The following is a 23,286-nucleotide window of genomic DNA, read 5'->3' as shown; positions in this document are numbered from 1 at the left end:
GGTTATTTTTGTAACTGGCCGATGCATTGTTGCGGGCGGTTACGCTGCGCTAACCGCCCCTACGGTTTGCGCTTTTGTGTTTTGATTGCAGTAGTTTTTTTCGCTTTTGTCGATTTGGCTTTAGCCGTTTTGACGGGTTTCGCCGTTTTCTCTGTTTTTTTCGCCGCCTGTTCCCGTTTTTCTGCCTTGGTCGGCGGGGTGGCCGTTTTTTTCACCGTGGTTTTGGTCGCTTTTTTATCTGCCGCTTTTTCTGCCTTGGCGACAACCGCTTTTGCCACTTTTTTCGCTGTCTTTTTGCTTTTGCCGCTTTCGTGCAGCGCCTTGCCTTTATGCGACAGCAATTCAAAATCGATTTTGCGGTCGTCAATATCGACTTTCGCTACCTGGATTTCTACCGCATCCATCAGCGCGAAGCGGTAGCCACTGCGTTCGCCGTTCAGGGTAAAGGTTTCGGCGTTGTAGTGATAATAATCGTTGGTCAGCGCCGAAACGTGTACCAGTCCGTCAATGTAAATATCGTCCAGCGTAATGAACAAACCAAAATTGGTAATGTTGGCAATGCGCCCGCTGAAGGTTTCGCCAATGCGGTGGCTCATAAATTCGCATTTGAGGAAATCCATCGCATCGCGTGTTGCTTCATCGGCACGGCGTTCGGTCATCGAGCAATGCTTGCCTTTCTCCACCATGCTTTCCGCGCTATAGCGATAATTGTCGCGGCTGCCGCCGTGTAATTGGTGGCGGATGGCGCGATGCACCAACAAATCGGGATAGCGGCGGATGGGCGAGGTGAAATGCGCATAGTGCTCAAGGGCGAGGCCGAAATGCCCCCGGTTTTCCGGGATGTAGATTGCCTGACTCATGCTGCGCAAGACCATGATTTCTATTTGTGCGAAATCGGGGCGGTCGCTGCATTGCGCCAATAAGGCGGAAAATTGTTCCGGCGTGGCATTATCCAGCGAACCCTGCCATTTAATGCCGCGCTTGCCGAGAAAATCAATCAGCTTGCCGAGGCGTTCGGCGCTGGGATGATCATGCACGCGGTAAAGCGCTGGCAATTTGTGGCGGCCAATATATTTGGCGGCGCAGATATTGGCGACAATCATACATTCTTCAATCAGGCGGTGCGATTCGAGGCGGTCGCGCGCCTTGATGGTTTCAATCTTGCCTTCGCTGTCGTAAATAAATTCCGGCTCGCTCGCATGGAAATCAATGACGCTGCGCGACAAGCGTGCCGTCCGCAAAATACGGTAAACGGCTTGCAGATTGTCCAGTGGGCGCTGTAAATGGGAAAAAGATTCGCGCAACAGGGTATTGTCGCGGAATAATATTTCTTCGACCGTTTCATAAGTCAGGCGCGCGTGTGAATGAATGACGGCATCGTGAAAGGCGCTGCGTTTGATAGTGCCATCGGGGGCAAGGGTCATTTCGCACACCATTGCCAGCCGATCGACTTCGGGATTGAGCGAGCATAAGCCGTTCGATAATTTTTCCGGCAACATCGGAATGACGCGGTCGGGGAAATAAACGGAAGTGCCGCGATTGTAAGCCTCAATATCGAGCGGGCTGTCCGGCTGCACATAATGGGCGACATCGGCAATGGCGACATAAAGGCGGTAATTCTCGCCGCGCTTTTCCGCATAAACGGCGTCATCGAAATCGCGCGCGGTAATGCCGTCAATGGTGACAAAAGGCAAATGACGCAAATCGAGCCGCCCTTCGTAATCGCTGTCGCGCAAGGCATCGGGAATGGTCTCGCATTGCGCCCGCACCGCTTCGGGAAATTCCGCCGGGATATTGTGGTTTTCAATGGCAATATCGACTTCCATCCCCGCCGCCATTGCCTCGCCCAATACTGCGACCACCTTGCCAATCGGCTGCTGGTAGCGCGACGGATAGGCGGTAATTTCGCCAATGACGACCTGCCCCGCCTTGCCGCCGCCAAGTGCGCCTGCCGGAATAATCAGGCGGTGGGTCAGGCGGCGGTTATCGGGAATGAGCGACCACACGCCCTGCTGCACCGTCAATTTGCCGACAATGCGCTTTTGCGCGCGCTCCAGAATTTCCACCGGCGCATAATCCTTGCGGCCGCGTTCATCGACATCCTTGACGCGGGCGAGGATTTTGTCGCCGTGCATCAATTCCGCCATATATTTGGGCGGAATAAAGCCATCCGCTTCGCCATTCTCCGGACTAAAGAAACCATAGCCTTCCTGATGGGCAACGACGAATCCGGCCTCCAAATCCATTTTGCGGGCGACGCCAAACCGTCCCTGACGGTTGCACATGAGTTGCCCCGCGCCCAGCATTGCCTTCAGGCGGAATTGCAGCTTTTCGCCTTCGGCCTTGTCCATGCCAAAGGCACGGGCAATTTGCGCGAAAGTCAGTAATTTGCCCTGCGCTTCCAGCCAGCTCAAAATAAATTCACGGCTGGGCAGGGGATTGTCGCCATATTTTTGTTGTTCGCGCGCGTAAAAAGGATCAAGGGCGCGCCATTGTTTGGCATCAGACATAAATAAACTCCTTCAATAAAGTGGCGCGTCAATGGCGACGCGCCCGGATAATTTCAATCATGGCGGGAAGGATGGAAATGACAATAATGGCGAGCAGAATCAGCGTCAGGTTCTCTTTGACAACTGGCTGCTGGCCAAACCAGAATCCCGCATAAGAAAACAGCGCCACCCAGGCGATACCGCCGATGACGTTAAAACGGAAAAAGCGGCCATAGCGCATATGCCCCATGCCCGCGACAAAGGGAGCGAAAGTGCGGACGATGGGGACAAAGCGGGCGAGGATAATCGTCTTGCCGCCATGTTTGGCATAAAATGCTTCAGTACGCTGCAAATAGCTGCGGCGGAAAATGCGCGAATCGGGATTGGCAAAGAGCTGCTCGCCGAAGTATTTGCCCATCGCAAAATTGACCGCATCGCCAAGAATGGCGGCGAGCATCAGTACCAAAGCCATTGCATGAATATTCATGCTGCCCAGCGCAGCAATGCTGCCTGCGGCAAAGAGCAATGAATCACCGGGCAAGAAAGGGGTGACGACCAGCCCCGTTTCGCAAAAGACGATGACAAAGAGAATGGCATAAATCCAGCCGCCGTATTGTGCGCTCAGTTCGGTCAAATGGCGGTCAATATGGAGGATGAAATTTACCGCGCCATGCAAGACGCCGCTCATAAACAGGGCGGCGAGGATGGCAACAAAAACAAGGGCAGCAATAATGAGCCAGAGGCGGCTTTTTGGGGTCATGGAGTTGCTCCGGTTATAAAGGATTGTTGATAAAATATCGGCAGACGAAACGGGTTGCGCTCATGAAGAAATAACTGGAATTGCCCATACCGGTAATGACAAATACAAAAAATGACGTATGTCCTTGATGGATGAATATTCCGGAGTTCACCATTATCCGTAATGGATGAAGCCATACAGGGTTTGTGGCGCGATGAGCGTGTACATCATAAAAGAAAAAGCTCCTGTTGCGGTGCTTTTGTGCAGGCGTTGTGTGGTACCCCGTGTCGCGCTATATAATTTGCGCCGATTTTTTCAACCTGCAAGGAACCTCCATGAACCGCAACATCCCCGCCATCCTCGTCGCTCTCGCTGCGGGCAGCGCTCACGCCGCCGCGACGTCCTTCGCCGACAGCGTTCCCGAAAAGGCTGACGGCGTGCCACTCGCCTACATCGGCAAGGACACCACCGCCGCCACCGCCTTGACGCTGACCTTCAAGCCCGATGGCGGCCACGACATCGGTGCCATTCCCCAAGGCGGCAAAGTGCAAGTGCTGCTCGCCGATGACAAAGGCAACCATCTGGTCGCCAGCGCATACGGCATTGTCGGCTGGGCGCAGGCGCGCGAGAGCAAGGACGCGGGCGACGAGAGCTTCCCCGCACTCGCCACCGTCGAAGACAAGGACGCTTACGCCACCGTCCACTATAACCCGCAACTGGCGGAAAAACGCGACGAGCGCTACTACTACAATAACGACAGCGACGACAATCCCGCCGTCGCCGGAACGCCCAAACCGAAAAAAACTGACGAAGACGACTACACCGAGACCCGCCACCGCCTGCTTGAGACCGCGCTCAAGCCCGACGGCGCGCGCTACAACGTTGATTGCAGCCCCGGCGTTGAAGGCGGGCCTTACTGCGTCCTCATCCCGGTGGCTAAAGCCCTGCCGAAAAGCGAAGACGGCATCGGTTTCCCCGAAAACCTGACCCTGCCCGGCAACGGCTACATCTATAGCGATGCAGACGACGGCAACCGCTACTTCCGCGCCCGCGAAAAATGGCGCATCAAGGGCAACGACCGCGAAAACATCGAACAGCCCTACTACTACCTCGGTGCGGACACCACCTACCAGGGGCGCTGGTACCAGGACGAAAGCGGCGAAAAAGAGCCAGAAAACCGCGCCGAATCGCTGAAGCTCACCGACCGCATCGGCGGCGACAAAACCGTCGCCGAAGTCGCGCCCGGCAGCAAAATTACCCTCGTCCTCGTCCAGCAGCGCTTCGTTGAACGCGCAGGCGAAGAACTCGACTACGAAGACCGCATCCCCGCCTGGATTCTGGTAAAAACCGCCGACGGCAAAACCGGCTGGTTCAACATCGGCGCAGGCGACGGCTTCCCCAATATCGAAGGACTGCACGGCTTCGCCGGCTAAGCCGCCGTACACCGCCCGGATGGCGCGCTGGCCGTCCGGGCATTCGCACAACCCCCTCCGCTTCCCCAAAATAAAGAAAACCATGAACCGCAACACCCTCGCCCTCCTCCTCGCTGTCGCCACAGGTAGCGCCCACGCCGCCGCCGATGCCTTCACCGACAGCATCCCCGCCAAGGCAGAAGGCATCCCGCTCGCCTACATCGGCAAAGACACCCGCGCCGCCACCGCTCTGACCCTGACCGCCAAACCGGACGGCGGCGATGCCATCGGCTACCTGCCCCAGGACAGCAGCGTCCATGTGCTGCTCGCCGACGACCACGGCAACCATCTGGTGCGCACCGACTACGGCATCACCGGCTGGGCGCAAAAAGGCGAAAAACTTGAGGCGGGCAGCGAGGCCTTCCCGGCGCTGGAGACACTCACAGAAACCTTCAACGGCGACACCCTCGCCAGCATCCACTACAACCCTCAGCTTGGCAAAAAACAGGACAGCTACTACCACTACGACGCCAATAACAAGGCCGTCGCCGGCAAAGCCCCGGCAGATGCGGGCGACGGCGCCTTCGACTACCACTTCCTGCTCGAAACCGCGCTCAAACCGGGCGGCACCGCCTACAACCTCGCTTACGCCGACATTGGCGCGAACGACCTCAGCTACCTCAGCCTCAGCAAAAAAAGCGACGCCCTGCCCGCCTACGACAGCACCCAGGGTCTGCCCACCGACCTCACCATCCCCGGCAATGGCTACCTTTACAGCTACGACGACGATGCCAGCACCCACTACTTCCCGGTGCGTGAAAAATGGCGCATCAAGGAGAACGGCGACAAAGAAGCCGCCGCACAGCCCTTCTACTACCTCGGCCTCGACAGCACCTATCACAGCCAGTGGCATGAAGAGGGCGACAAGCCCGCCGAAAACCGCGCCGTCCCCGCCAAACTGCTTGACCGTATTGACGGCAACAAGGTCGTCGCAGAAATTGCACCGGAGGGCAAAGTTGCGCTGATTCTGGGCAAACAACAACTCTGCGGCTACGACAACGCCCCGGCGGACTGCGACGACAGCGCCTGGCTGCTCATCAAAACCGCCGACGGCAAAAGCGGCTGGCTCAAAGTGGATTACCGCCAGAACGACGCGCCGAACCTGGAAGGCATCCACGGCTTTGCCGGGTAAACCGATAACCCGTAGGGCGGTTAGGCGAAGCCGTAACCGCCCGCATCCATCCGGCCAGATGATGCCGCACCGCATAAAACAACAGCGCCTCCGGGCGCTGTTTTCACATTCATCGTAGGGCGTGTGGCGGCGCAGCCGACACGCACGCTACGGGTTGCCGAAACGGGCGGTTACGGACTTCGTCCTAACCGCCCCTACGCACTGCGGCAGAAACCCGTCGTATAGCCATCCACCGAAAGTTTCAGACAAGGCGCGTCGCCGAAGACAGTACGCGGTTGTACGGCGAGGCGACGCAACACCGTATGAGGCTTTCGGTGGACGGCTATAACGGTGGGGCAAGCCCCACCCTACAGAGATGCTGGCAATGAAAAACCCCGCTTTCGCGGGGTTTTTTATGCGCAGGCGGCGGCTTCAGAATTCGTATTTGAAGCTGGCGCTGATGTAGCGCGGGTCGCCGTAGCCGTACTGGTTGAAGCTGAGCTGGTTGCGGTATTTTTTGTCGAAGAGGTTGTCGACGTTGATTTGCGCGGAGAAGTGGTCGGTGATTTGGTAGCGCCCCATCAGGTTGACCACGGCGTAGCTGTTCTGGCCGTAGTCCATGTTGGCGCCGGTGGCCGGGTTTTTGGTCTCGGTCCAGGTGCGGCTTTGCCAGGCGACGCCGCCGCCGACGGTCAGGCCGCTGACGGCGGGGACGTCGTAGGTGGCGAACAGTTTGAGTTGTTTGCGCGGGTGGGTGGTGTTCAGTTTTTTGCCTTTGGCGTCTTTGCCGCTCCATTGGGTGTAGCCCGCGCCAAGGCGTAGGTTTTCGCCGATGTTGCCGCTCGCTTCCAGCTCGAAGCCGTTGACTTTCGCGCCTTTGGCGGCGTAGTAGGCGGTGGTCGGCGGGGTGACGCCTATGATGTTTTCGCCGCTGCTTTGCGCGAGGTTGTCCTGGCGGGTGCGGTAGGCGCTCGCTTGGGTGTTCAGGCGGCCGTCGAGCCAGTTGGCTTTCCAGCCCAGTTCGTAGGTGCTGCCCCGGATGGGGTCAAGCAGGTTGTTGTTGCGGTCGCGCTCGGTCTGCGGTTTGTAGATGTCGGCGTAGCTGGCGTACACGGTTTGGTTCGGGGTGATGTCGTAGGTGATGCCCGCGTACGGGGTCCAGATGGCGCTGTTTTTTTGTGCAAATGGCTTGTTGTAGCTTTCGCCCGTGCTTTTCCAGTTGGAGACGCGGGTGCCGATGATGGTGCTGAGTTGGTCGGTGATGCGCAGGCGGGTGGCGGCGTAGAGTGCGGTTTCGGTGTCGGTCTGGTCGTGGCTCAGGCTGCGCGCGCCCCAGTTTGGCCGCGGGTAGTTGCCGTTCCAGGTGTTGAAGTCGCTGACCGGGGCGATGTCGCCTTTGTCCCAGCTGTAGGAGCTGCGGTGGTGGCGGTTGTATTGGATACCGGCGATGAGGTCGTGTTCTTGTCCCCAGGCCTGGATTTTGCCGTCGGTTTGCAGCTGGATGGTGTTTTGTTTGGCGTCGGTGTGGAATTTGCCCGGCCACGGTGTCCAGTCAAGGCCGTTGCGGTTGACGCTGCTGCCGCTGAAGTAGAAGAGTTCGGAGTCGCCGGTGGCGTTGCGGTGGTCGGCTTTGAGGCTCACGTTCCAGTTGTCATTCAGCGCTTGTTTGCCTTCGAGGAAGATGTTGGTGGTGCGGCTGTCCCAGTATGACCAGTTGGTGCTGTCGCTTTTGCCGCGTTTCCAGTTGGTGAAGCTGCCGTCGGTGTAGGTGACGGGCAGGCCGCCCCACATGGCGCCGTCTTTGTCGTTGCGCTGGTGGCTGATGCCGAGGCTGGCGCTGGTGGTCGGGGTGATGTCGGCATCCAGCACGCCGTAGAGGGTGCTGCTTTTGTCTTTTTCGCGGTCAACGAAGGTTTTGCCGCCCTGGTGGTTGGCGATGATGCGTCCGCGCAGGTTACCGGAGGCGGTGAGCGGCTGGCTGTGGTCGGCGCTGAGTTTGAGGTCGCCGTAGCGGCCGACGCCTGCTTCCAGCGCGGTTTTGCGTTCGCTGCTGTCGGCGTGTTTGCGCACGAGATTGACGCTGGCTGACGGGTTGCCCGCGCCGGTCATGAGGCCGGTCGCGCCGCGCACGATTTCGACGCGGTCGTAGATGCTGGTGTCAATGACGCTTTCGCCCGCGACCCAAGCGCCTGCCCAGTTCACATTCATGCCATCAATTTGGTATTTGTCGATGGCAAAGCCGCGCGCGCTGAAGGTGTTGCGTCCCCGGTCAAATTTGCGCACGGAGACGCCGGGCGTGCTTTCCAGGGTTTTGGCGAGGGTGGTGAGGTTCTGGTCGCGCATTTGTTGTTGGGTGACGACGCTGACGGTTTGCGGGGTTTCTTGTGCGGAGAGCGCCATGCCGGTGGCGCTCGTCATGGTGGGCACGGTGTAGTCGCGCGTGTCTTCGCTGGCGACGCGGCTTTTGTCGGCGGCGATGGTGACGGGCGCGAGGGTGGTGTTGTCGGCGGCGTGGGCGACGCTGACGCTGGCCGCGCCACAGAGGGCGAGGCGGATCGCTTGTTGTAATGTCATGGGGTTTCCTTATGGTTGGGGTTGCCGCAGGTGCAGCAGGAAGTATCCGCCGCCGAGGAGCGAGGCGAGTACGCCCGCGCCGAGCTCGTAGGGGAAGATGAGGTAGCGGCCAAGCCAGTCGGCGACGAGCATTAGCGTCGCGCCGTAGAGGGCGGCGACCGGCAGTTGTTTGTCGATGCTGACCGCGCCGCTGCGCCGCGCCAGATGCGGGGTCATCAGGCCGATGAAGCTGAGCGGGCCAACGGCAAGGGTGGCGGCGGTGCTCATCAGCGCGACGAGGACGAGCAGCACGCTGTGGCTGCGGCGCACGGCGAGGCCGAGGCTGCCGGCGACGGTTTCGCCCAGCGCCAGCAGGCGCAGCGGTTTGAGGCAGAGCAGCGCGCCTGCAAGCAGGCCGAGCGCGAGCAGTACCAGCAGCGGCGCGGTGTAGGGGCGGGCGTAGTAAGTGCTGCCGGAAAGCCAGCTCAGGACGCTTTGCAGTTGCGGGTTGCCGCTGACCTGTATCAGCGTCATCACGCCGTGCATCAGCGCGGCAATGGCGACGCCGGTTATCAGCAACCACGCCGGTTGCAGGCGGCGCGACAGCCAGAGGATAAGCACGGCGACGATGAGCGCCCCGCCCGCGCCCGCGAGCAGCAGGCCGCCGCTGCCGAGCGCGGGGAAGGCGATGAAGGCGGCGAGTACCGCCAGCGCCACGCCGGAGCTGATGCCGAGCACTTCCGGGCTGGCCATCGGGTTGCGCGTCAGCGTTTGCAGCAGTACGCCCGCGCTGGCGAGCAGGATGCCGACGGCAACGGCGCTCAGGCTGCGCGGCAGGCGGTGTTCAAGGATGATGTCGCCCTGCCAGTGCCAGCCCCAGCCGTCCGCCCCGGCGGTAAATCCTTGTAGCAGGATGGCGAGCGCGGCCAGCGCGGCGAGGCCGAGCAGCGGTTTTTGCCACGAGGTGAGGCGCGGCGCGGGCGCGGATGGCGGCGCCTCGCGCGCGATGCCCTGGCTTTTGCGCTGGCGCAGTACCAGATAAATCAGGAACGGCGCGCCGAGGACGCCGGTCATGGCGCCTGCGGGCAGCAGGGTGCCGCTGTAATGGCCGATGACATTGAGCAGGCTATCGACGATGAGCAGCAGCAGGCCACCGCTCGCGAATGACACCGCCAGCCGCGCCCCGGTCGCGCGCAGCCGCAGCAGGTGGGCGACGCTCGCCCCGGCCAGTCCGGCAAAACCGATAACGCCGACGCGGCTCACCACCTGCGCGGTAATCCCTGCCGCCAACAGCAATACCAGCAACCGCAACAGTCCGACCGGGACGCCGAGGCGGCGCGCCTGCTCATCATCCAGCGCGAGCAGGGTCAAGGGGCGCTGCAACAGGGCGAAGGCGACAGCGGCGGCAAGCGTCGTCCAGCACAGTGCGGCGACCGTCGCCCAGCCGTCCTGCAACAGCGAGCCCGCGCCCCAGACCATCACCCCCAGCAGCACGTCGTGATAAAACTGGACGATGACGGCGGCGACAGCGGCGAAGACCATATTGGCAATCAACCCGGCGAGAATCAGCGACAACGCATTCATCCCGCCCGCGTCCGCGACCAGCAGCACCAGCGCGATGGCGGCGACCGCCCCGGCAAAGGCGACCCAAAAGCTGCCGAACAGCCCCGCCGCCGGGAAAAAGAGCGTGACCAGCATCAGCGACAACTGCGCACCGCCCGCGACGGCGAGGGTGCTGTCCGAGGCGAGCGGGTTATGCACGATTTGCTGCAAGGCGCTACTGGCGAGCGCGAGCAGGCCACCGGCGAGAAACGCGGCGACGATTTCCGGCAACACCGCCATTTGCACCGCCGCTTCGGCGATGGGGAGCGTGTCCGGGTCGCGCAACAAATCCGCCCACGGCCAGTACCAGACCAGCGCCAGCCAAACGGCGGCGAGGACGAGGGCGAGCAGGGAAAAGAGAGAAAGGGTTTTGCTGGGGGTCATAAATCAGGAAGGGTTAGGGTGTCGGGTCATTTACATACAGGTTGAGCGCTCAGGTGTATGTAAATGAATCAGTGAACGGGTGTGGCGAAATGCGCCGAACTACCCCCTCCCCTGCAGGGCGAAGCCCGCAGCGGGGGAGGGGGCAGACAGGTTGCAGTCGCGGTAACGGTTGGCGAATCTTTCGCACAATGCAATGCACCTGGATAGTGCGCCAAACTCCGCTTCCCCGCCGAAACGCCCCCTCCCTCGCAGGACGCGCCAGCGTCCGCAGCGGGACTGGAACAGCTCGCGCGAAGTGCGAGAAAGGGTTGGGGAGGGGGTAGCGTCCTTGAAGTCGCCGCCGATGCAGGATAGCGCCGTAGGTCGGCCATTTATGGCCGACGCTTTTATGTCGGGCATCAATGCCCGACCTACAATCACCCCTTCACTCACCGCCATCCCCCACCATCGCCCCGCGCAAATAGCGGCCAAACAGCTCCACCGACTCCGGCCCGCCGAACAGCCACACCGCAGGCACCTTGCGCAAACAGCGCTCGCGGCCAAACCCGATGCGCCGCCACAAATAACTGCGCGAAAGCTCCGCCTCGGTCATCTGCGGGAACGGGCCGACGATGATGAGACACGTATCCTCCGGCAACTGCGCCAGCTCCGGCAGAGCGATGAGGCGGCTGCCCCAGCGGTTGCCCGCGCCCAAATCCGCCTGCTCCAGCCCCATCAACGCAAAAGCGACGCGGAACAAACTGTTCGGCGCGAAAATCCGCAACTGGCGCGCATCGACAAACTGCACCACCGCATAACGCTTCACCTCCGGCGCCGCCGCGCGAATCTCGCGCCCATAACCCGCGAGCGCCGCCTCCACCCGTTGCAAATAACCCTCCGCCGCCGCGCGTTCGCCGATGGCATCGCCCAGCTTTTGCGTCGCCGCGACATACGTCGCCCAGCTTTGCTGCGGCGCCTCATTGCCGCCGTCAAACAGCACATCAACCACCGGCACGCTCGGCGGATAGACCTCGCGCAAATGCGCGTAGAAAAAATTGTCCACCACCCGTGAAAACGGCAACTGCGCCAGCAACTTGCGGTTCGGGCGATAGCGCTCGCCCAAATCCACCACCGACGGCGGTTGCACCGGGTCGCTCATCCACACCGGATAAATCCGCTTGTCGCCCATCGCCAGCGGCGGAAAACCCATCGCGGTCAGACTGGACGCCAGCGACCAGTCCGGCGTAATCACCCGTTCCGCAGCAAACAGCGGCAGGGCAAACGCGCACAACAGCGCCAGAACCGCCCTCATACCACCGCCACCCGGTGCTTGCCGTCGGGATGATCCAGCAAATGCAACCGCACGCCGAAGACCTCCTGCAACGCCGCTGCCGACATCACCTCGCCGACCGGGGCAAAACGGCACAGCCGCCCGCCCTTCAGCGCAATCAACGCATCACAAAAACGCGCCGCCAGATTGATGTCATGAATAATCACCACCACCGTCAGCCCGCGCGCGGCGATGAGCTGCCGCACCAATTGCAGCACCTCCACCTAATAAACAATATCCAGCGCCGCCAGCGGCTCATCGAGCAGCAGCACCTCGCTCTGCTGCGCCAGACACATCGCCAGCCAGGCGCGCTGCCGCTCGCCGCCGGACAGCGTATGCACCGGCTGCTCGGCAAAACGCGCCACATCCGTCTGCACCATCGCCGCCTCCACATGAGCGACATCCTCCGGCGACGGCCGCTGCAACCTGCCCTGCCAGGGAAAGCGCCCCAGCATCACCAACTCGCGCACGAGAAAATCCGCCGCATCCGGCAACTTCTGCGGCAACGCGGCAACGCGGCAATGCGCCGCGCCCGCGCCTTCGGCGGCAGCGTGTGTACCGCCGTGCCATCGAGCAACACCGCGCCACTTGACGGCAACAACTCGCCGCCGAGCAGACGGATAAGGGTGGACTTGCCCGCGCCATTGTGGCCAATCACGCCATAAAGCTGGCCGGACGGCAGAGAAAAAGAAACCGCGTCAAGCAAAACGCGGTCGCCAGAGCGAAAAGAGACGCTATCGAGAGAAAGCATAAAAAACAGGGAGAAGCGGAAAACGCGCGCAGCATAAAGAGCGCCTTTAATAATAGTCAATCTTGTTTGAATTTATATTTTTACGCGGACGCGCACACCTAACTGAACCACGGCGAACGTGCCGCCAGGCGCGACAAAATCCCCGCCAACCGCCGCGAAATGACGCGAAAAACCGCGCACGCCGATTTCCGCCCACCATCCGCGCCCTTCCCTGCCCCGCTCCGCCAAAAAACCGTGAGAACGTTATAAAAAAAGTTTAATATCCCGTGCCGGACATTTCAGTAACAGAGGAGAATCATCATGATGCCCACCGCCCCCAACCCCGACCAACTGCGTGAACGCATCCGCCTGCTCGGCAACCTGCTCGGCAAAGTCATCGAACGCCAGGCAGGCAGCGACACCCTGCAAACCATCGAATACCTGCGCCAGGGCTTTATCGAAGAGCGCAACAACCCCGACCCGGAGCGCCGCGCCGCGCTGATGCGCACCATCGCCGCGCTCGACAACGACCGCCTGAAAAACGTCATCCGTGGCTTCAGCCTCTACTTCGCGCTTGCCAACCTCGCCGAAGAAGACCTGCTGCGGCAGGAGCGCGCCGACCTGCGCGCGCGTGGCGGCGCCCTTTGGGAAGGCTCCTTCCGCCACACCCTGCAACAATGCCGCGACAACGACCTCTCCCCGGAACAGCTCGGCGAACTCATCGCACAACTGCGCTTCATCCCCGTCTTCACCGCACACCCGACCGAAGCGCGCCGCCGCACCACCATGAGCGTCCTGCAGGAAATCTACCGCCAGTGTGAGGCACTTGACCACACCGCCGCCAACAGCCCGGCGCGAATCCATGCCGAAAAAGAAATCGCCGACCTGATAGACCTCTTGTGGTCATCCGACGAAGTACGCACCCGCAAGACGCTGGTTTACGACGAAATCAACAACGGCCTGCACTACTTCAACGTCAGCCTCTTTCAGGCCATCCCGCAGGTTTACCGCAACCTGCGCAGCGCGCTGAACGACATCTACCCAGAACTGCAACATACCGTGCTGCCGCCGCTGCTGCGCTTCGGCTCCTGGATAGGCGGCGACCGCGACGGCAACCCCTTTGTCACCCACGAAACCACCGAACAGGCGGTGCTGATGCACGCCGACAACGTGCTGCGCTACTACAGCAAACAACTCAAACACCTGCGCAAACGCCTGCTGCACTGCGCCAGCATCGTCGCCATCGACCCCGCCATCGAAGCACGCAACGAACACTACGCCCGCCTCGGCGTCACCGTCTTCGACTACAACCCCGAAGACTACAACAACGAACCCTACCGCCGCCTGCTCGCACTGATGCGTGCCAAAATCCAGCACACCAACCGCTACATCCAGAGCATGGGCGCCGACCAGGCCGCTGCCGAACACGCCTACCCCAACGCCGAAGCCTTCCTCGACGACCTCATCCTCATCCGCAATTCCTTAAAACAACACGACCCCGACCAGGCACGCGGCGACATCCAGGATTTAATCCGCCTTGTGCGCAGCTGCGGCTTCCACATGGCATCACTCGACATCCGCCAAGAATCCACCTGGCACACCAACGTCGTCGCCGACCTCTTCGCCCACGCGCCCAACCTGCCCGACTATAACGCGCTGGATGAAGCCGGCCGCCTTGCCATCCTCAGCCAGCTCATCGCCGCCCCCGGCGCGCCGCTGCTCTACGAACAAAACCTCTCGCCCGAAACCGAAGAACAACTGGCGCTAATGCGCACCATCGCCCGCCTGCGCGAACTCGTCGGCGCGCGCACCTTCGGCAGCTACAACATCTCGATGACCAACCGCGCCAGCCACATCCTCGAAGTGCTGTTCCTGATGCGCTTCGCCGGCCTCTCCGGCATCGACAGCGAAGGCCGCCCCTACGCCGCGCTGCCCATCGCGCCACTCTTTGAAACCATCGAAGACCTGAAAAACATCGACACCGTACTGCCACAACTGCTCGACAACCCCACCTATCGCGCCCTGCTCAAAAGCCAAAACGACACCCAGGAAATCATGCTCGGCTACTCCGACAGCAGCAAAGACGGCGGCATCCTCACCAGCGCCTGGCAACTCTACCGCGCCCAACAAACCATCCTCGACATCGCCCGCCGTTACCACATCAAAACCCGCCTCTTCCACGGGCGCGGCGGCTCGGTCAGCCGCGGTGGCGGCTCCACCCACCACGCCATCGCCGCACAACCGCCCGGCACCCTGCAAGGCGAAATCAAATTCACCGAACAAGGCGAAGTCCTCTACGCCAAATACGCCAACCCCGAAACCGCGGTGTACGAACTCACCATGGGCATCACCGGCGCGCTGAAAGCCAGCAGCACCCGCTTTGCCAAAACCCCGGTCAAACTCGCCCAATACGAACAACTGGCCGAACGCCTCGCCGATGCCTGCGAACAACGCTACCGCGACCTCACCGACCGCACCGAAGGCCTCTACCAATTCTTTGCCGATACCACCCCGGTACGCGAAATCAGCCTGCTCAACATCGGCTCGCGCCCGGCGCACCGCCGCAAAGGCACACCGACCAAACAAACCATCCGCGCCATCCCGTGGGTGTTCGGCTGGTCGCTCGCCCGCTTCACCCTGCCCGCGTGGTACGGCGTCGGCAGCGCGCTCGCCGCCATCCGCGCCGAAGACCTGCCGCTCATCGACGAAATGCTCGAACAATGGCCATTCTTCGACGCCTTCATCAGCAACATCGAAATGGCATTTGCCAAAACCGAACTGGCGACCGCCGACGCCTACAGCCACCTCTGTGCCGACGAAACCCTGCGGCAAACGGTAATGGCCGCCATCGGCGACGAATACCAAAAAACCCTCGCCGGCCTCAACACCATCCTCAAACAGCGCCACCTGCTGGAGCACCAGCCGCGCCTCGCCGAATCCCTGCGCTGGCGCGACCCCTACCTCGACCCGATCAACCACATCCAGATCGAACTCTTGCGCCGCAGCCGCGCGAAAAACAACGAAGACGCGGACATCAACGACCCGCTGATTCGCTCCATCAACGCACTCGCCGCCGGCCTGCGCAATACCGGCTAGACGAGCCAACACCAAAAGGGCGGGAAAACCCGCGTCGTACACCGCGTACTGTCTTCGGCGACGCGCCTTGTCTGAAACTTTCGGTGATGGCTATAAATCTGTAGTCAACTGTGTTCCCCAACCCGTCGGTTGGGGAAACCAAACCCGGTAATTATGCGGTTTACGGCCCGGATTCCTCCGTCTGTTCAAGGCTTGCGAGATAGTCCCGCATCCGCGCGTTCAAAATCCGCAGCAGTTTGTGCATACACGCATTTATCGCCACCTTGAACGGCTTGCCACGGTTCATCAGCCGCTCGTAAAACTCCTTGATTTTCGGCTCAAAGCGCGTCGCCGTCAGCGCCGCCATGTACAACGCGTTGCGCACTATCTTGCGCCCGCCGATGCAGCCGGTCTTTTTCTCCTTGTCGCCGCTCTGGTGCGGTAGCGGCACAACGCCTGCCAACGCCGCCGCGCGTTTGTGCGACACCTTGCCCAGCTCCGGCATCATCGACAGTAGGGTGGCGCAGGTCGTGTTTCCTACTCCCTTCGTCTCGCTGAGAATTTCGCCTTTGCCGTCGAAGCCGTTCTTGTTGTACCTGTCGATGTCTTTGTCCAGCGCGGCAATCAGTTCGCCCAAATGCGCAATCAGCGCCGTCACGCTGGCCTTCTGGCTGGCATGGGTCTGCTCAAGGCGGTTCTTCTCCATCTTGCGCATCTCCACCAACTGGCTGCGGCGCTTCACCAACGCCTCCAGCTCCTGGATTTCCGCACTTGGCGGGACGTAAAGTATGTCGTCAACCATCTTTCTCGCATCCAGCGCCTGCGCGTAATCGGCGAGCATTTTGGCGTCGAGATGATCGGTCTTGCCCAACGAGAAACTTTCAGCATATTTGTGAGTACGCTGCGGATTGGCGATGACGACGCGCATACCAGCCGCATACAACGCATTGGCCAACGGCACTTCCAGACCACCCGTGCTTTCGAGTACGACAAGGTTAACGTTATGTTTTTTCAGGTATTCGACGGTATTGGTGTGGCCGTTTGGGTTGTTCGCTTCGGTTTTGGTTTTTGGGTAGCCAAAGATGCCGATAACGACGTTTTGTTTGGCGACATCAATGCCGCCGTAGTTTTTGTTGCTCATCAATAAACCTTCCTTGCATTCGGTTGTAGTTTTCAACTGTTCGGTTGTGTTGATGGGTGGCCGCCCGCTCGTGGACTACGATGCGGATGTGGTTAATCCAAGGGTGGGGACCGAGGCGGGCGACCTGTTTGGTTGACATCATATATCGGGGAAACATACAAGGTGGGGCTTGCCCCACCGTGCCGGAACGCTGGAGTTTAATGGTGGGGCAAGCCCCACCCTACACTCGCTACAGCCCATCGGCGCGCGGATTAATAAACCCCACCCCAGCCCTCCCCCACAGGGGGAGGGAGCCGTTCAGCGGCAGCCGCATTAACCGTTATCGGAATTTATAGTCATCCACCGAAAGCCCCATAACTGTGTTGCGTCGCCTGACCGAGCACCCTAAAAAAATGGCGAAACCATTTTGCGCCGTACAACCGCGTAAGTCTTCAGCGGTGCGCCTTGTACAGAACTTTGAGTGTATCGCTATAGCTCCGCTGCGCGTAGGGTGTGTGCCGCAGGCACGCACGCGGTTGCCGATGCAAAATCCTGTGGCACAGGCGACGAGCAGGCAGGCGGTGAGGGTTGTGGGCAGGATATGGCGCATGTGTTTCTCTTGGTTGTTTGGGTAAAAACCGCGTAGTTATCCCGCTTGGCGGGTGTTGGCGTTTATGGTGGTAACGCAAGACGGCGGGTTTGGGCCCGCCGTGCGAGGCAGTCTGTTCAGGCCATCAGCGGATTTCCAGGCCGTTGCTGCCTTGGGTAATCTGGTCGCCGGATACGCCCAGCATGGAGAGTATCGAGCGGGCATCGTTGGCAATGATGCCAAGCGCCTGGCTGTCGCCATTTTTTTGGGCTTCCATGTACATCGCCATTTCCAGGCTGCCTATCCAGTACAGGGTGTCGGCCATTTTCTGTTTGTCGGTATTGGACAGGCTTTGCATGGTGCTGTCTTCTTCCATGACTTCCTGCAACTGGTGCACCAGCCCGTGGGCTTTGAGCTGGCTGAGATCGAGGTTGTTGGCGATGCCGTAGCTGATAGTAATCGCATAGGCGGTTGCAGTGGCAATGCTGGTTGTGTCGTAGCCATCAGATTCGAGAGCCTGCCGGACCTGTTTGATGAGATTGGCGTTTTTCAGGGCGGTGAGTTGCTGTTCGCTTTGATCGTTATAACTGCCCTTGTTTTTGAGTTGCTGCGCGAGTGCGGCGAACATGGCTTCATTGACTTCGTGCGTCGTGCTGTCGCTATGTTTGTATTTGTGGACGTTTTGTGTGGTCGTAGCCTGTTTGGCAGATTCGCTGCTGGTTGAATGGCTATTTTCACTTTTTAATTTTTCTAGGGCTTTTTTGTTGCGTTCGATGTTCTCGTTTACTACCTTGTCAATCCAGAAGGTATCGCTCCAATCGTAAAGTATTTGTGCCTGGACTTGCGGTGTGGTGAGCAGAATGCTGGTGCTGAAGAATGCGGCGAGCAGGGTACGTTTCATTGTGGTCTCCCAAATGGATTTGTGCAGGATTGCGCATCCTAATGTATGTATTTGTATGCGCTGTCGGGATTACGGTTTTTATATGTTAAGAAGCCCGCTGTTGTCTCTTTTGGCGGGCTATCAGGTCAGGATGAGGCGCTCAACCGTTTTTCGATGAGGCGGAAGCAACCGACGATGCACAGGGTGATGGCAAGGTAGATGCCAGCGGCGATGAGGAAGGGTTGGAAGGGTTCGTAGGTTTTGGTGAAGAGGGTATTGGCGACGCCGGTGATATCAAGCAGGGTCGCGGTGCTGGCAATCGCCGAGCCGTGCAGCATGAAGATGATTTCGTTGCCGTAGGCGGGCAGTGCGCGGCGCAGGGCGCCCGGCAGGATGATGCGGGTGCGGATTTGGTTGCGGCTCATGCCGAGGGATTTGGCGGCTTCGATTTCGCCGCGCGGGGTAGTCTCAATCGCGCCGCGCACGATTTCGGCGGTGTAGGCGGCGGTGTTCAATATGAAGGAGAGCATGACCCACGGCCAGGCCTGACGCATGAGCGGCCACAGGGCAAGCTCGCGCACGCCGGGGATGCGGCCGATAACGAGGCCGATGCCGTAGTAGAAGACGTAAAGCTGCACAAGCATCGGGGTGCCGCGAAAGATGTAGCTGAAGATGTGGACGGGCAGTTTCCAGATGATTGAGCAGCGCGCGGCGAGCAGGACGCCGCAGGGGATAGCGATGGTAAGGCCGATGGCGAGCGAGAGGCCGACCAGCCACAGGGTCTGCCACAGCCCGCCGAGCCACATGAGGAGTTGGGTGTTGTCCATTTATTGTCCTTGTACTTCAAAGCCCACGGAGTAGCGCCGCCGCAGCCACCAGAGGATGGCGATGGAGAGTGTGGTGAGGAGGAGGAAGTAGCCCGCCATGGCGCCGTAGAACCAGAAGCCGGCGTAGAGGTCTTTTTTTTGGGCGGTGCGCGCGGCAGCGTTGGCGATGCGCACGATGTCTTGCAGGCCGATGATGGAGACGAGCGCGGTATTTTTCATCAGCACCAGCCAGTTGTTGCCGAGGGACGGCAGGGAATAGCGCAGCATTTGCGGCCAGGAGATACGCCAGAAGATGGTACGACGCGGGAAGCCGTAGGCGCGCGCGGCTTCGATTTGCCCTTTGGGAATGGCAAGGAAGCCGCCACGGAAGGATTCGGCCATGTAGGCACCCATGACGAAGCCGATGACGAAGATGCCGGTGTAGAGCGGGTCGATATCGATATGCGACCAGCCGAGGCGGGTGGTGAGTGCGTTCAGCAGGTATTGGCCGCCGTAGTAGATGAGGAAGAGCTGGATGAGGTCGGGCACGCCGCGCACGAGGGTGGTGTAGGCGATAGCGGGCAGGCGCAGCCACGGGTTTTTGTGCATGCTGCCGAGGCAGGCGAGGATGCCGAAGATGAGCGAGACGAGGAGGCCGGAGAGGGCGAGCTCAAGGGTGACAAGCGCACCCTTGAGCAGTTGCTCTTTGTATTCAAGCAGGATGGTGTAGCCGTGCATGGTTATTTCGCCGTGCCGCCGGAGATGTCGTACTTGAAGTATTTGTCGTTTACTTTTTTGTACACACCGTTTTCTTTGATGGCTTTGAGTGCGGCGTTCAGGTCTTCGCGCAGTTTGTCGTCTTCTTTGCGCACGGCAATGGAGATACCTTCACCGAAGTAGGTTTTGTCGTCCACGTCGGCGCCCGCCTGTTCGAAGTCTTTGCCGGCTTCGCGTTGCAGGAAGCCGTCTTCCATCACGATTTTGTCGGCAAAAAGCAGGTCAACGCGTCCGGCGACGGCATCAAGGTTGGCTTCTTCTTGCGAGGTGTAGCGCTGGATATTGGCGTCGGGGAATTTGTCGGTGACGTAGTTGTCGAAGATGGAGGCGCGCAAGACGCCGATGACTTTGCCCTTGACGCCTTCCGGGGTCGGCTCGATGTTGCTACCTTTGGCGCGGACGAAGAGACCGGGGTTCGCGTAATACGGATCGGTGAAGGAGACGCTTTCGCGACGTTTGGGGGTGTCGTTCATGGAGGTGACGAGGGCGTCAACTTTTTTGCCTTTCAGCGCCGGGATCAGGCTTTCCCAGTCCATTTGTTCGTAACGGCATTCGCGCTTCATCTGGGCGCAGAGGGCGAGGCCGATGTCAATGTCGAAACCGATCATTTTGCCGCTGCTGTCGATTTCAGAGAATGGCGGGTAGGTGCCGTTGGTGGCGAGGATGAGGACGTCCTCGGCGGCAAGGACCGGGGCGGTGAAGGCTACCGCGAGGGCAAGGGTCAGGATTTTTTTCATGGGTCCACCTTTGTGGTTGCGGGTTGGGGGGTTGGGGCGGTTTATTTCGCTGTCCCGCCGGAGATGTCGTACTTGAAGTATTTGTCGTTCACTTTTTTGTATTCGCCGTTTTCTTTGATGGCTTTGAGTGCGGTATTCAGGTCTTCGCGCAGTTTGTCGTCGTCTTTGCGTACGCCGATGGAGATGCCCGCGCCGAAGTATTTTTTGTCGTCCACGTCGGCGCCTGCCTGTTCGAACTCTTTACCTTCGTCGCGTTGCAGGAAGCCGTCTTCCATCACGATTTTGTCGGCGAAGAGCAGGTCAACACGTCCGGCCAGGGCGTCCTGGTTGGCGTCTTCTTGCGAGGTGTAGCGCTGGATGTTGGCATCAGGGAAGTTGTCGGTGACGTAGGTGTCGAAGATGGAGGCGCGCAGTACGCCTACGGTTTTGCCTTTCACACCTGCCGGGGTTGGCTCAATGCTGCTGCCTTTGGCGCGGACGAAGATGCCAGGATTGGTGTAATACGGGTCGGTGAAGGCGACGCTTTCGCGGCGTTCCGGGGTGTCGTTCATGGAGGCGACGATGGCGTCGATTTTGTGCGTTTTCAGCGCCGGAATCAGGCCTTCCCAGTCCATTTGTTCGTAGCGGCATTCGCGCTTCATTTGGGCACAGAGGGCGAGGCCGATGTCTATGTCAAAGCCGGTCATTTTGCCGTCGCTGCCGGTTTCGGAGAATGGCGGATAGGTGCCGTCAGTGGAGAAGACCAGGACGTCGTCAGCGGCGAAAGCCGGAGCGGCGAAGGCAGCAGTGAGGGCGAGAGCCAGGATTTTTTTCATGTTTGCACCTTGATGTCTGTGGGATAAAAGGGAAAGGCGTTATTTGGCGGTACCGCCGGAGATGTCGTACTTGAAGTATTTGTCGTTGATTTTTTTGTACTCACCATTTTCTTTGATGGCTTTCAACGCAGTATTGAAGGCTTCGCGCAGTTTGTCGTCTTCTTTGCGCACGGCGATGGAGATGCCTTCGCCAAAGTATTTTTTGTCGTTTTCTTCGGGGCCGACGGCTTCGAAGTCTTTGCCTTCGTCGCGTTGCAGGAAGCCTTCTTCCATCACGACTTTATCGGCGAAGAGCAGGTCAACGCGTCCGGCGACGGCATCAAGGTTGGCTTCTTCCTGCCCGGTATAGCGCAGGATATTCGCTTCGGGGAATTTATCGGTGACGTAGTTGTCGAAGATGGAGGCGCGCAAGACACCGACGTTTTTGCCCTTTACGCCCTCTGGAGTTGGCTCAATACTGCTGCCTTTGGCGCGGACAAATAGGCCGGGGTTGGTGTAATACGGGTCGGTGAAGGCGACGCTTTCGCGGCGTTCCGGGGTGTCGTTCATGGAGGCGACGATGGCGTCGATTTTGTTGGTTTTCAGCGCCGGAATCAGGCCTTCCCAGTCGATTTGCTCGAAGCGGCATTCGCGCTTCATTTCTGCACAGAGGGCGAGGCCAATGTCGATATCGAAGCCGGTCATTTTCCCGTCTTTGATTTCGGAAAAGGGCGGGTAAGTGCCTTCAGCAGCGAGGATGAGGACATCACCAGCGGCGAACGTTTGGGCGGCAAAGCCTGCTGCGAGAGCAAGGACGAGTGTTTTTTTCATAATGTATCCCCTTTTGGAAGTTCAGCCTTTAAGGCTGTTGGACAAGAATTGGCGAACCCGTTCAGAATCGCTGTGGAAAAACAGCTTTTCCGGTCGCCCTTCTTCTTCGATCTGCCCCTGATGCAAAAACATCACATGGGTGGACACCTCGCGGGCGAACCCCATCTCGTGCGTGACCACGACCATTGTTCGCCCCTCGGCTGCCAGTTCCTGCATCAAGCGCAGCACATCGCCGACCAGTTCCGGGTCGAGCGCCGAAGTCGGTTCATCAAACAGCAAGGCGTCGGGCTCCATCGCCAGCGCGCGGGCAATCGCTACCCGCTGCTGCTGGCCGCCGGAAAGCCTGTTCGGATAATAATCGCGCCGGTCATAGAGACCGACCTTGTGCAACAGCGCCGCTGCGCGTTCCGTCGCTTCCGCCTTCGGCACTTTCAAAACGTGCACCGGCGCCTCAATCAGATTCTGCAACACCGTCTTGTGCTGCCACAGGTTGAAATTCTGGAAGACCATCGCCAGCTTCGAGCGCACCCGCTGAATCTGGCGCAGACTGCCTGCCTCGCGGCGACCGCGGCGCTTTTCCTTGATTTGCACCACCTCGCCGGCAACGCGGACCTCGCCGCGATCGGGCATTTCGAGAAAATTGAGGCAGCGCAGAAAAGTACTCTTGCCCGAACCGGACGAGCCGAGAATCGAGACCACATCGCCCTTGTGCGCGGTCAGGGAAATCCCTTTCAACACCTCGACATCGCCAAAGGACTTATGAATATCAACCGCTTGCAGCGCAGGAACAGCATCCACCGGAAACTCCCAAAAAGAAAGAAGGCAATTCTACACCAGCGCCCACGCGGCGCGATGACAAAATCGGCGCCATACCGCACCGCAACGGGATGCCATCGCCCTGCCCTACCCTGCTGCCATTATAGCCATCCACCAAAAGCCTCATACGGTGTTGCATCACCTCGCCGTACAACCGCGTACTGTCTTCGGCGATGCGCCTTGTCTGAAACTTTCGGTGGATGGCTATACTTTCAGGGGAGCGGAGAAGGTATCTGTAAACAGGATTGGCGAATCGGCGGCGGGGCTGCGGGCTTCCCCTGGGGGGAGTGTTTCGACGGGTGTTTGGGCGACGGTTGCCGTATCCGTAGGGTGGGGCTTGCCCCACCGTTATAGCAATCCTCACAAAGCCCTGTACAGCGTTGCGCCGCCTCGCCGTACTAAACTGTACTGCCTTCGGCGGCGCGCCTTGTACAGAACTTTGTGAGTATCGCTATATCGCCGGTTGTTTTGT

19 protein-coding genes are annotated in these 23,286 nt (G+C 59.7%); 3 read left to right on the top strand and 16 right to left on the bottom strand.

Annotated elements, in window-relative coordinates:
• Window positions 1-59: 59 nt before the first annotated feature.
• Together rnr and ACO54Z_RS03340 are read right to left on the bottom strand one after the other, a co-directional pair.
• Window positions 60-2,510 carry a ribonuclease R gene (rnr, locus tag ACO54Z_RS03345; protein ID WP_485995746.1) on the bottom strand — a complete coding sequence of 817 codons (2,451 nt, stop codon included), beginning with the start codon at window positions 2,508-2,510 and terminating at the stop codon, window positions 60-62.
• Between the two features lie 28 nt (window positions 2,511-2,538).
• A complete protein-coding gene (locus ACO54Z_RS03340) occupies window positions 2,539-3,177 on the bottom strand; it encodes a DedA family protein (RefSeq protein WP_485995791.1) in 639 nt (212 codons plus the stop codon).
• A gap of 386 nt (window positions 3,178-3,563) precedes the next feature.
• Here ACO54Z_RS03340 and ACO54Z_RS03335 point away from each other — a divergent pair, with 386 nt between their 5' ends.
• Together ACO54Z_RS03335 and ACO54Z_RS03330 are read left to right on the top strand one after the other, a co-directional pair.
• Entirely contained in the window at window positions 3,564-4,661 is a 1,098-nt protein-coding gene (locus ACO54Z_RS03335) for a hypothetical protein (RefSeq protein WP_485995745.1), read from the top strand.
• Window positions 4,662-4,743: 82 nt separating this feature from the next.
• Window positions 4,744-5,832, top strand: coding sequence for a hypothetical protein (locus tag ACO54Z_RS03330; protein ID WP_485995744.1), 1,089 nt, complete (start codon window positions 4,744-4,746; stop codon window positions 5,830-5,832).
• A gap of 411 nt (window positions 5,833-6,243) precedes the next feature.
• On the opposite strand, the gene ACO54Z_RS03325 is transcribed toward ACO54Z_RS03330, so the two are convergent.
• The 6 genes from ACO54Z_RS03325 to ACO54Z_RS03300 all read right to left on the bottom strand — a co-directional run bounded on the left by ACO54Z_RS03325 (window position 6,244) and on the right by ACO54Z_RS03300 (window position 12,410).
• Window positions 6,244-8,385, bottom strand: coding sequence for a TonB-dependent siderophore receptor (locus ACO54Z_RS03325; RefSeq protein WP_485995743.1), 2,142 nt, complete (start codon window positions 8,383-8,385; stop codon window positions 6,244-6,246).
• A 9-nt stretch (window positions 8,386-8,394) separates the two neighbouring features.
• Window positions 8,395-10,350, bottom strand: coding sequence for a Fe(3+)-hydroxamate ABC transporter permease FhuB (gene fhuB / locus ACO54Z_RS03320; RefSeq protein WP_485995742.1), 1,956 nt, complete (start codon window positions 10,348-10,350; stop codon window positions 8,395-8,397).
• A 424-nt stretch (window positions 10,351-10,774) separates the two neighbouring features.
• Window positions 10,775-11,641 (bottom strand): TroA family protein, encoded by an 867-nt coding sequence (locus tag ACO54Z_RS03315; RefSeq protein ID WP_485995741.1) that lies wholly within the window; start codon window positions 11,639-11,641, stop codon window positions 10,775-10,777.
• A complete protein-coding gene (locus ACO54Z_RS03310) occupies window positions 11,638-11,883 on the bottom strand; it encodes an ABC transporter ATP-binding protein (RefSeq protein WP_485995740.1) in 246 nt (81 codons plus the stop codon). Before ACO54Z_RS03310 ends, ACO54Z_RS03315 begins: the two co-directional genes overlap by 4 nt.
• Window positions 11,884-12,129 carry an ATP-binding cassette domain-containing protein gene (locus tag ACO54Z_RS03305; RefSeq protein ID WP_485995739.1) on the bottom strand — a complete coding sequence of 82 codons (246 nt, stop codon included), beginning with the start codon at window positions 12,127-12,129 and terminating at the stop codon, window positions 11,884-11,886.
• Window positions 12,114-12,410, bottom strand: a complete 297-nt coding sequence (locus ACO54Z_RS03300) for an ATP-binding cassette domain-containing protein (protein ID WP_485995738.1) — start codon at window positions 12,408-12,410, stop codon at window positions 12,114-12,116. Before ACO54Z_RS03300 ends, ACO54Z_RS03305 begins: the two co-directional genes overlap by 16 nt.
• A 300-nt stretch (window positions 12,411-12,710) precedes the next feature.
• Between ACO54Z_RS03300 and ppc the strand changes: the two genes are divergently transcribed.
• Window positions 12,711-15,485 (top strand): phosphoenolpyruvate carboxylase, encoded by a 2,775-nt coding sequence (ppc, locus tag ACO54Z_RS03295; RefSeq protein WP_485995737.1) that lies wholly within the window; start codon window positions 12,711-12,713, stop codon window positions 15,483-15,485.
• A gap of 160 nt (window positions 15,486-15,645) precedes the next feature.
• Here the strand turns inward: ppc and ACO54Z_RS03290 are convergent, their stop codons facing one another.
• From ACO54Z_RS03290 to ACO54Z_RS03255, 8 genes are all read right to left on the bottom strand, one after another.
• Window positions 15,646-16,605: an IS110 family RNA-guided transposase gene (locus ACO54Z_RS03290; protein WP_485995736.1), complete on the bottom strand. Its 960-nt coding sequence runs from the start codon at window positions 16,603-16,605 to the stop codon at window positions 15,646-15,648.
• Window positions 16,606-17,318: 713 nt separating this feature from the next.
• Complete coding sequence (locus ACO54Z_RS03285; protein WP_485995735.1) at window positions 17,319-18,074, bottom strand: DUF6683 family protein; 756 nt, start codon at window positions 18,072-18,074, stop codon at window positions 17,319-17,321.
• 125 nt (window positions 18,075-18,199) lie between these two features.
• A complete protein-coding gene (locus tag ACO54Z_RS03280) occupies window positions 18,200-18,880 on the bottom strand; it encodes an ABC transporter permease (RefSeq protein WP_485995734.1) in 681 nt (226 codons plus the stop codon).
• Window positions 18,881-19,582, bottom strand: coding sequence for an ABC transporter permease (locus ACO54Z_RS03275; RefSeq protein ID WP_366916329.1), 702 nt, complete (start codon window positions 19,580-19,582; stop codon window positions 18,881-18,883).
• A 17-nt stretch (window positions 19,583-19,599) separates the two neighbouring features.
• The gene (locus ACO54Z_RS03270) at window positions 19,600-20,373 is read right to left on the bottom strand and encodes a transporter substrate-binding domain-containing protein (RefSeq protein WP_485995733.1); all 774 of its coding nucleotides are present in this window, start codon (window positions 20,371-20,373) and stop codon (window positions 19,600-19,602) included.
• 41 nt (window positions 20,374-20,414) lie between these two features.
• Entirely contained in the window at window positions 20,415-21,188 is a 774-nt protein-coding gene (locus tag ACO54Z_RS03265) for a transporter substrate-binding domain-containing protein (protein ID WP_485995732.1), read from the bottom strand.
• A gap of 39 nt (window positions 21,189-21,227) precedes the next feature.
• Window positions 21,228-21,998 carry a transporter substrate-binding domain-containing protein gene (locus ACO54Z_RS03260; RefSeq protein ID WP_485995731.1) on the bottom strand — a complete coding sequence of 257 codons (771 nt, stop codon included), beginning with the start codon at window positions 21,996-21,998 and terminating at the stop codon, window positions 21,228-21,230.
• Between the two features lie 21 nt (window positions 21,999-22,019).
• Window positions 22,020-22,796, bottom strand: a complete 777-nt coding sequence (locus ACO54Z_RS03255) for an ABC transporter ATP-binding protein (protein ID WP_485995730.1) — start codon at window positions 22,794-22,796, stop codon at window positions 22,020-22,022.
• Window positions 22,797-23,286: the final 490 nt, after the last annotated feature.

It is taken from the genome of Cardiobacterium sp. (assembly GCF_057314735.1).
Note: the sequence above shows the minus strand (reverse complement) of the source record. Positions and strands in the feature narration are given on the sequence as shown.

What these genes read in the sequence shown, in the direction of transcription:
- ACO54Z_RS03285 (WP_485995735.1), bottom strand. Translation starts at nt 18,074, where the DNA reads ATGAAACGTACCCTGCTCGCCGCATTCTTCAGCACCAGCATTCTGCTC.
- fhuB (WP_485995742.1), bottom strand. Translation starts at nt 10,350, where the DNA reads ATGACCCCCAGCAAAACCCTTTCTCTCTTTTCCCTGCTCGCCCTCGTC.
- ACO54Z_RS03300 (WP_485995738.1), bottom strand. Translation starts at nt 12,410, where the DNA reads ATGCTTTCTCTCGATAGCGTCTCTTTTCGCTCTGGCGACCGCGTTTTG.
- ACO54Z_RS03270 (WP_485995733.1), bottom strand. Translation starts at nt 20,373, where the DNA reads ATGAAAAAAATCCTGACCCTTGCCCTCGCGGTAGCCTTCACCGCCCCG.
- ppc (WP_485995737.1), top strand. Translation starts at nt 12,711, where the DNA reads ATGATGCCCACCGCCCCCAACCCCGACCAACTGCGTGAACGCATCCGC.
- ACO54Z_RS03325 (WP_485995743.1), bottom strand. Translation starts at nt 8,385, where the DNA reads ATGACATTACAACAAGCGATCCGCCTCGCCCTCTGTGGCGCGGCCAGC.
- ACO54Z_RS03335 (WP_485995745.1), top strand. Translation starts at nt 3,564, where the DNA reads ATGAACCGCAACATCCCCGCCATCCTCGTCGCTCTCGCTGCGGGCAGC.
- rnr (WP_485995746.1), bottom strand. Translation starts at nt 2,510, where the DNA reads ATGTCTGATGCCAAACAATGGCGCGCCCTTGATCCTTTTTACGCGCGC.
- ACO54Z_RS03340 (WP_485995791.1), bottom strand. Translation starts at nt 3,177, where the DNA reads ATGAGCGGCGTCTTGCATGGCGCGGTAAATTTCATCCTCCATATTGAC.
- ACO54Z_RS03315 (WP_485995741.1), bottom strand. Translation starts at nt 11,641, where the DNA reads ATGAGGGCGGTTCTGGCGCTGTTGTGCGCGTTTGCCCTGCCGCTGTTT.
- ACO54Z_RS03265 (WP_485995732.1), bottom strand. Translation starts at nt 21,188, where the DNA reads ATGAAAAAAATCCTGGCTCTCGCCCTCACTGCTGCCTTCGCCGCTCCG.
- ACO54Z_RS03330 (WP_485995744.1), top strand. Translation starts at nt 4,744, where the DNA reads ATGAACCGCAACACCCTCGCCCTCCTCCTCGCTGTCGCCACAGGTAGC.
- ACO54Z_RS03280 (WP_485995734.1), bottom strand. Translation starts at nt 18,880, where the DNA reads ATGGACAACACCCAACTCCTCATGTGGCTCGGCGGGCTGTGGCAGACC.
- ACO54Z_RS03260 (WP_485995731.1), bottom strand. Translation starts at nt 21,998, where the DNA reads ATGAAAAAAACACTCGTCCTTGCTCTCGCAGCAGGCTTTGCCGCCCAA.
- ACO54Z_RS03290 (WP_485995736.1), bottom strand. Translation starts at nt 16,605, where the DNA reads ATGAGCAACAAAAACTACGGCGGCATTGATGTCGCCAAACAAAACGTC.